This window comes from Polaromonas sp. (genome assembly GCF_018780625.1).
Taxonomy (GTDB): Bacteria; Pseudomonadota; Gammaproteobacteria; order Burkholderiales; family Burkholderiaceae_C; genus Polaromonas.
Genome location: NZ_JADMJK010000071.1, coordinates 1 through 7,073, shown reverse-complemented (window position 1 = coordinate 7,073; position 7,073 = coordinate 1). Strand labels below are relative to the sequence as shown.

Below are 7,073 nucleotides of genomic sequence, written 5' to 3'. Positions count from 1 at the left end.
GCCTCGTCCACAAAGTCGGCCCACAGCTGCAAATAGGCTTCCTGGTACTGCGCGGGGGCGTGGTCCAGAATGTATTGGCGCGCCAGTTCAGGCTCAAAACCCGGCTTGGCGCCCGCCTTCTGGATCTTGCGGACCAGGGCGGCAGCGCCTTTTTCGGTCAAGAGCGTTTTGGGCGCCGCACCGGCCGCCACGCACACCAGCAGGGTGAGCAGCGAGCCGTCATCGCAGTTTCCGCCGGTGGCCTTGTCCCACGCGCGGGAGATGGCGCGGTCATGGTGGTCCATCTCGCTGGCCATGTCTTCCAGCCAGAAATAGCGGCCCAGCAGCGGCGGATGATGGTGGTCGCTGTCTTTGGCAAACACCCGCCTGACGGGCAGGGATGCGTCCAGAATCCGGGGCAAATCGGCCAGCACGGACTGCTGCAATTCTTGCACCACCGCCCTGAATTCAGCGGGCAGCCTGGCAGGAATTGGGATGGACAAGGTGGCGTCACTACCGGTAGCGGCGGGCGGGTATTTCTTGCGCAGCGCCGTCACCATTTTTTCAAACGCCACCCAGTCGGGCCAGGCCGTGCGCCGGGTGGCCAGCGCCAGCAGCGCCGTGCGAATCACCGCCTCGGCATGGGTGTGCGCCTCTTCGAGTTCTTCGGCGTCCAGTCCCAGCTGCTCAGCCAACCAGAGCGCCGCTCCTTTTTCCTGCTGAAGCGGCATGCGCCTGGCCAGCTCGGCCTGGTAGTCGGCAAAGCTTTTCAGCGACCACTCGGCCAGCCCTTTGGGCGGGCTTGAGGCGTCCACAACGCCTGGGTGCGTGTCAAAAACAGTGTTCTCGGGCAGCGCCAGCAAGGCTTTCAGCATTTCCGAGCCGCCCTTGGAGCGGGACAGGAAGGAATGATCGCGCAGCGACTCGGCGGCCAGCCGCAGGTCGCCGCCGGAGCTGCTTTCAAGGTAGAGGCTGACCAGGTTGACGATGCGGTCCCTGGCCTTTTCAAGGTCGGGGCGCAGGAACTCGTTGCCAAAATAGCGCGCAATCTGCACCATGCCCTTGGGCGCATCGGCGCAGATGGCGTCCAGCCTGGGCTGATCGAGGAGGCCGTGCTGCACGCCGTACTGCAGCGCTTTTTCAAAAAACGGGCGCGCGTCGTACAGCGAGACCGATGCGGGCGAGGCTGAAGGGTGGATGGGCATCGCGCGCGTCAGATCGCCGATTCTTCATCCGACTCGCGCGCAGCCGGCGTGGCCTTGCCCCGGTCGGTGTCGCCGGTTTCGACCTTGCCGTCGTCCTCGTCCTCGCCCTCTTCATCCAGGGCCTCGTCCTCTTCCAGTCCGGCATGGTGGGCGCGCGCCTTGGCCCGCAGCACCGTCAGCATTTCAATGAACAGGTCCGGGTTTTGATAACGCAGCAGCCAGGCCAGCTCCATCCAGTCGCGGTCGGCAATCTCGTCCTGCTCCACGGTCGGCCTTTCGTAGGCCCTGGCTTGCAACTCGGCCCGCGACACCAGTTCGCCGGTGTCGCGCATCGCATCAAAACTGCCGGTAAAGGCAAAGGCTTCGATGCGGCCCCATTTTTCGGTGAAGTAGTCGGCCAGCGCTTCGCTGCCGCCTTCCAGATCGCCAATCGCATTCAGGAACGCCAGCGGGTCGGCATCTTCCCTGAAGATGATCGCGTTCATCATGCCGCGCAGGTGGCTGCGGGTCAGGTCCTTGTATTGCTTTTCAATCACCACCGCACGGGCAAACTGCTCGGGCGTGACCAGCAGGCTGACCACCGATTCCCTGGAGTTGTCGTACTCGCGCATGACCGCCAGGATGTCCTTGGCCGGCAGCAAGTCCAGCACCACCATCAGCGCGCTATCGCCCTCGGCGTCGGCCAGTTCGACCAGCGCGGACTCGGCGCCCACGATGTCACCGGCGGCAATCAGGGTCTGGGTTTTTTCAATCAGGGCTAAATGGTTCATAAGGGCTTGAAGTCGCTTGGTTGGGTTGTTTGGCGGGGTGCCTGGCGGTCAGTCTTTGCGGTCAAAGCCCTGTCCTTCGAGCCAGCTCGCGCCCGCCTCTTCGCGGTCGCGGGCGTCGCCGCGCACTTCATCGCTTTCGTGATTGTTGAAATCGTCCTGACCACCGGCGTCGTCATCATCACCGTCATCGCCGTCTTCTTCGCGGGCATCATCGCCGCCCAGCCCGGCGAAGGCCGCGTCGGGCTTGCCTGCCATGTAGTGCAGCCCCGCCGCCAGCGTCAAAAACCACTCGCCAGCGGGCGCTTTCAGCACGGTCTGGGCCAGGTCCTGGGCCCATGGCGCCATTTCAATGCCGTCAGACACCTCGCTCCAGGCCGGAAATTCATCGGCTTCATGGCCGAGCAAATGGTCCATCACGGCTGGCTGCCTGAAGCTAAAGCCCTGGTGGAAAATCACCGCCACCATCTCGGGGCTGAGCGCCATCATCTGGACCAGAAAGCCGATTTCCTTGCGTTTGGCGGCCAGCCGCTGGCGCAACACATCGCGCCCGTCGGAGTCAAACGTCAGGTCATCCATTTCAGACCGGTAGGCCGAGCGCAGGTTGAGGAAAAAGGGGGAAATGCTCATGCCGTGGGGTGTCTCAAATCAAGGGGTTGAAGTAGTGGTTCCAGATGTCCCGCGCCGTGTCGATCGGGCTGTCCAGCAGGTTGCGGCGGCGGTTGTCGTCATAGGCCTGGCGCTTGTCGGCGTCCGACAGCACGTCGTAAGCCGTTTGCACCGCCCGAAAGCGCGCCGCCGCATCAGGCGCGGCATTTTTGTCGGGGTGCCAGAAGGACGCTTGCTGGCGAAACGCCTTTTTGATGTCCGCCAGCGTCGCGGCGCTGTTCAACCCCAAGGTGGTGTAGTGATCGGTCATGCGTATGGTGGCGTTGTCCTGAAACCGGTGGGTGAATGCGGGCAGGCTGAACAGCGGCCCGGACCTGGCGGGGCCGGCAAAGAGGCGCAACGCGTGAGGCCGTGATTATGCTTGAGCTGCATGGCGGCTGTAGAGCGGCGCCAATCACTACTATCGTAAATAGCACCATCGCTTGCAGTTACAAGGCCGCAGCCCTAAAAACCCTGGAATTAAATCTGCTCCGTGGTCTTTGCCGCCATCCGGCGCTCATCTTGCATTCAGGCCTGCAGGCCAGCGGGCTTTACCGACTCCGACAACTTGCCCAGCACCAGCCGCAACTGGCGCCCGCAGCGGGCCGCCAGCGCTTCATCGTGCGTGACCATCACAAATGCCGTGCCGTGCTCGCGCGCCAGTTTCAGCATCAGCTGGAACACGCCGTCAGCGGTGGTCCGGTCGAGGTTGCCGGTGGGCTCGTCGGCCAACACGCAGGCGGGCTGCGTGACCAGGGCACGGGCAATCGCCACGCGCTGGCGCTCGCCGCCCGAGAGTTCGGACGGGCGGTGGTGCAGGCGGTCCTGCAGGCCCACGCTGGCCAGCATTTTTGCCGCGACAAGCGACGCTTGTTCCCGGGATTGGCGCCTGATCCACAGCGGCATGGCCACGTTGTCGAGCGCGCTGAACTCGGGCAGCAGGTGGTGAAACTGGTAGACAAAGCCCAGGTGCTGGTTGCGCAATTCGCCCTGCTGGGCCGGAGACAGCGCAGACAGCAACTGGCCCTTGAGTTCGACCTGCCCGCTGCTGGGCGCGTCCAGGCCGCCCATCAGGTGCAGCAGCGTGCTTTTTCCAGACCCCGAGGCGCCGACGATGGCCAGCGTTTCGCCGCGGTGCACCTGCAGGTCCACGCCTTGCAGCACGGTGACGTCAAGCCGGCCTTCGGTGAATCGTTTGGTCAGGGCGCTGGCGCGCAGCACCACTTCGCTCTGCGGTGCGGATTCAGAGGCGCCGCCCTCCCGGCCTTGCCCGAGCGAGGGAAGGCTTGAATCGGTGGAAAGCGTGGGGGTGAGTCGTCCCGCCGACAGGCCGCCCTTAGGCGGGACAGCCCCCTCGGGGGGCAGCGAACCACACGAAGTGGGGAGCGTGGGGGTCATATTATTCATAACGCAGGGCCTCCGCCGGGTTCACGCGACTGGCGCGCCAGCTGGGGTAAATGGTTGCCAAAAAGGACAGTACCAGCGAGATCACGGCAATCGGCATGATGTCGGCGTACTGCGGCTCGCTGGGCATGCGGCTGATCAGGTAGATTTCCTTGGGCAGGAAGCTGGCATTGAACAGCTGCTCCAGCCCCGGCACGATCACATCGATATTGAAGGCGATGCCCAGGCCCAGCAGCAAGCCCGACAGCGTGCCAATCACGCCGACCATGGCGCCCTGCACCATGAAAATGCCCATGATGCTGCCCGGGCTGGCGCCCAGCGTGCGCAAGATGGCAATGTCGGCGCGCTTGTCGGTCACCGTCATCACCAGCGTGCTGACCAGGTTGAACGCCGCCACCGCCACGATCAGCGTCAGGATGATGAACATCATGCGTTTTTCAAGCTCCACGGCGGCAAACCAGTTCTTGTTTTGCCGCGTCCAGTCGCGAATCAGCAGGTCGCCGCTCAGGGTTTTGGACAGTTCCAGCGCCACTTCCCGCGCCTGGTGCAGGTCTTTGAGCTTGACGCGGATGCCGGTTGGCCCTTCGAGCCGGAAGATTTTGGCCGCGTCGTCCTGGTGCAGCATGACCAGCGCCGAATCGTATTCAAAATGCCCCGAGTCAAAGGTGCCCACCACCGTCATTTGTTTCAGGCGCGGCACCACGCCCGCTGGCGTGACCTGGCCGCTGGGCGCAATCAGCGTCACGGCATCGCCTTCGCGCACGCCCATGGCGCGCGCCAGTTCGCCGCCCAGCACCACGCCAAACTCGCCGCTGACCAGCTTGGGAAAGGCGGTGTCCTGCAACTGCACCGCCAGGTCGGTCACCTGGCCTTCCAGCGCCGGGTCAATGCCGCGCACAATGGCGCCCTTCATGTCTTCGCCACGCGCCAGCAAGGCCTGGGCAGCGATGAAGGTTGCAGCACCGACGACATTCGGGTTGGCCCGGATCTCGGCCAGGGTTTTTTGCGGATCGGCCAGCGCGGCGCCTTGCGGGGCGAACACCTCAATGTGCGAGATCACGCCCAGCATGCGGTCGCGCACTTCCTTTTGAAAGCCGTTCATCACGCTCAGCACAATGATCAGCGCCGCCACGCCCAGCGCAATGCCCAGCATGGACACGCCTGAAATAAAGGAGATAAAGCCATTGCGCCGGGTGGCGCGGCCAGCGCGCGTGTAACGCCAGCCCAGAATCAGCTCGTAGGGGATTTGCATAGCAAGGATTGTGGCATCCCGGACAATAGGGCGATGTCAGCCATTACCGCTTCCGTTTCTTCCCCCGCGCCGCCGCACCTTTTGATTCCGTTTGCAGCCTCCAGCGACCCAGGCTGGCTGCCCGCCATGCAGGCGCTGCCGCCCGCCAGCACGCGCAAGCTCACCCGCTTGCTGCAGGGCATGAAGCCGCTACCCATCGACGAAGCCAGCGCGCACGCGCTGTCGCCGCCCCACGAACGGGCGCTGGCGCGTGCGCAGGGCCTGGCCACCGCCAGCACCGCCGACGGCCTGATTCCCTGGGCCGCCCGGCAGGCGGCCGACCAGTTGCAGCAAGGCGCCGCGCAGGGCTGGGCCTGGATCACGCCCTGCCACTGGGCCATGGGCCGGGAGCACGCCACGCTAAGCGACCCGGCCGCGCTGGCGCTGACCGGGGAAGAATCCCGCACGCTGCTGGCCGCGATGCAGCCCTACTTTGAAACCGATGGCATCACGCTGCACTACGCAGCGCCGGGGCGCTGGCTGGCCGAAGGCGAAGTCTTTCGCAGCCTGCCCACGGCGTCGCTGGACCGGGTGCTGGGCCGCAATGTCGACGCGTGGCTGCCGCCGGCCGCCAACGCCCGTGATTTGCGGAGACTGCAAAACGAAATGCAGATGCTGCTTTATACCCACCCGTTGAACGACGTGCGGGCCGCGCGGCGGCAGTTGCCGGTGAACTCGATCTGGATCAGCGGCACCGGCGCCTTGCCCAATGAGGCATTGGCCGAGTTACCCGCCTCACCCGACATCAGCGTGCCGCGCAGCTTGGCCGAGGCGGTTTTTGCCGACGACTGGGCCGCCTATGCGCAGGCTTGGGCCATGCTGGACGCGGGCGAACTGGCCCGGCTGCTGGCGCGCCAGCAAGCAGGCGAGACCGTGCGGCTGACGCTGTGCGGCGAGCGCAGCGCCCAGACCTTTGAAACCAGCCGGCCCAGCCTGCCCGCCCGGATTAAAAGGCTTTTCGCCCCCTTGCCCATGCTGGACGTTTTGCATTCGCTATAAAAAACATAGTAAAGAAAACCATGAAAATTCAGGTACGCGACGTGCCCCCGCGCAGCGTTTGGGCGCTGCAGCAGGGCGGCATTCACCCCTTGCTGGCGCAGCTTTACGCGGCGCGCGGCATTCACTCGATGGACGAGCTGCATGACGGACTGGCCAAACTGCTGTCACCCGCTTCACTGAAAGGCAACCTCGAAGCCGCCCGGCTGCTGGCCGACGCCATGGCAGCCGACCGCCACATCTGCGTGGTGGCCGACTACGACTGCGACGGCGCCACCGCCTGCGCCGTGGCGCTGCGCGGCCTGGCGCTGCTGGGCGCCAAACATGTCAGCTACCTGGTGCCCGACCGGGTGACCGACGGCTACGGGCTGACCGCGCCCATTGCCGAGCGCGTCAAAGCCAGCGGCGCCGATGTGCTGGTGACGGTGGACAACGGCATTGCCAGCATCGACGGCGTGGCCCGCGCCAAGGCGCTGGGCCTGCAGGTGCTGGTGACCGACCACCACCTGCCAGCACTGATTGACGGCGCGGTGGTGCTGCCCGACGCCGACGTGATCGTCAACCCGAACCAGCCCGATTGCGGTTTCGAGAGCAAATCGATCGCCGGCGTCGGCGTGATGTTTTACGTGCTGCTGGCGCTGCGCGCCGAGCTGCGCGCGCGGGGATTGTTTGACGCGGCCAGCCAACCAAAGCTGGACCCCTTGCTGCCGCTGGTGGCGCTGGGCACGGTGGCCGACGTCGTCAGGCTGGACGCCAACAACCGCCGCCTGGTGGCCCAGGGCC

At 65.1% G+C, this 7,073-nt stretch carries 8 protein-coding genes; 2 read left to right on the top strand and 6 right to left on the bottom strand.

The features are described 5' to 3' along the window. From IV091_RS06465 to IV091_RS06440, 6 genes are all read right to left on the bottom strand, one after another. Positions 1-1,184: hypothetical protein (locus IV091_RS06465; RefSeq protein ID WP_293466661.1), on the bottom strand; the 1,184-nt coding region annotated here is incomplete at its 3' end. Positions 1,185-1,192: 8 nt separating this feature from the next. Next, positions 1,193-1,954 carry a hypothetical protein gene (locus tag IV091_RS06460; protein ID WP_293466659.1) on the bottom strand — a complete coding sequence of 254 codons (762 nt, stop codon included), beginning with the start codon at positions 1,952-1,954 and terminating at the stop codon, positions 1,193-1,195. Positions 1,955-2,002: 48 nt separating this feature from the next. Continuing rightward, entirely contained in the window at positions 2,003-2,581 is a 579-nt protein-coding gene (locus tag IV091_RS06455) for a hypothetical protein (protein WP_293466657.1), read from the bottom strand. Between the two features lie 13 nt (positions 2,582-2,594). Further along, positions 2,595-2,870 (bottom strand): DnaJ domain-containing protein, encoded by a 276-nt coding sequence (locus IV091_RS06450; protein WP_293466655.1) that lies wholly within the window; start codon positions 2,868-2,870, stop codon positions 2,595-2,597. 257 nt (positions 2,871-3,127) lie between these two features. Further along, positions 3,128-3,997: a lipoprotein-releasing ABC transporter ATP-binding protein LolD gene (lolD, locus tag IV091_RS06445; RefSeq protein WP_293466652.1), complete on the bottom strand. Its 870-nt coding sequence runs from the start codon at positions 3,995-3,997 to the stop codon at positions 3,128-3,130. Position 3,998: 1 nt separating this feature from the next. Then, a complete protein-coding gene (locus IV091_RS06440; RefSeq protein WP_293466649.1) occupies positions 3,999-5,255 on the bottom strand; it encodes a lipoprotein-releasing ABC transporter permease subunit in 1,257 nt (418 codons plus the stop codon). A gap of 33 nt (positions 5,256-5,288) precedes the next feature. Between IV091_RS06440 and IV091_RS06435 the strand changes: the two genes are divergently transcribed. Both IV091_RS06435 and IV091_RS06430 read left to right on the top strand, forming a co-directional pair. After that, positions 5,289-6,293, top strand: a complete 1,005-nt coding sequence (locus tag IV091_RS06435; RefSeq protein WP_293466647.1) for a hypothetical protein — start codon at positions 5,289-5,291, stop codon at positions 6,291-6,293. Positions 6,294-6,313: 20 nt separating this feature from the next. Beyond that, positions 6,314-7,073, top strand: a 760-nt coding sequence (locus tag IV091_RS06430) for a DHH family phosphoesterase (protein ID WP_293466645.1), incomplete at its 3' end; no start/stop codon positions are given.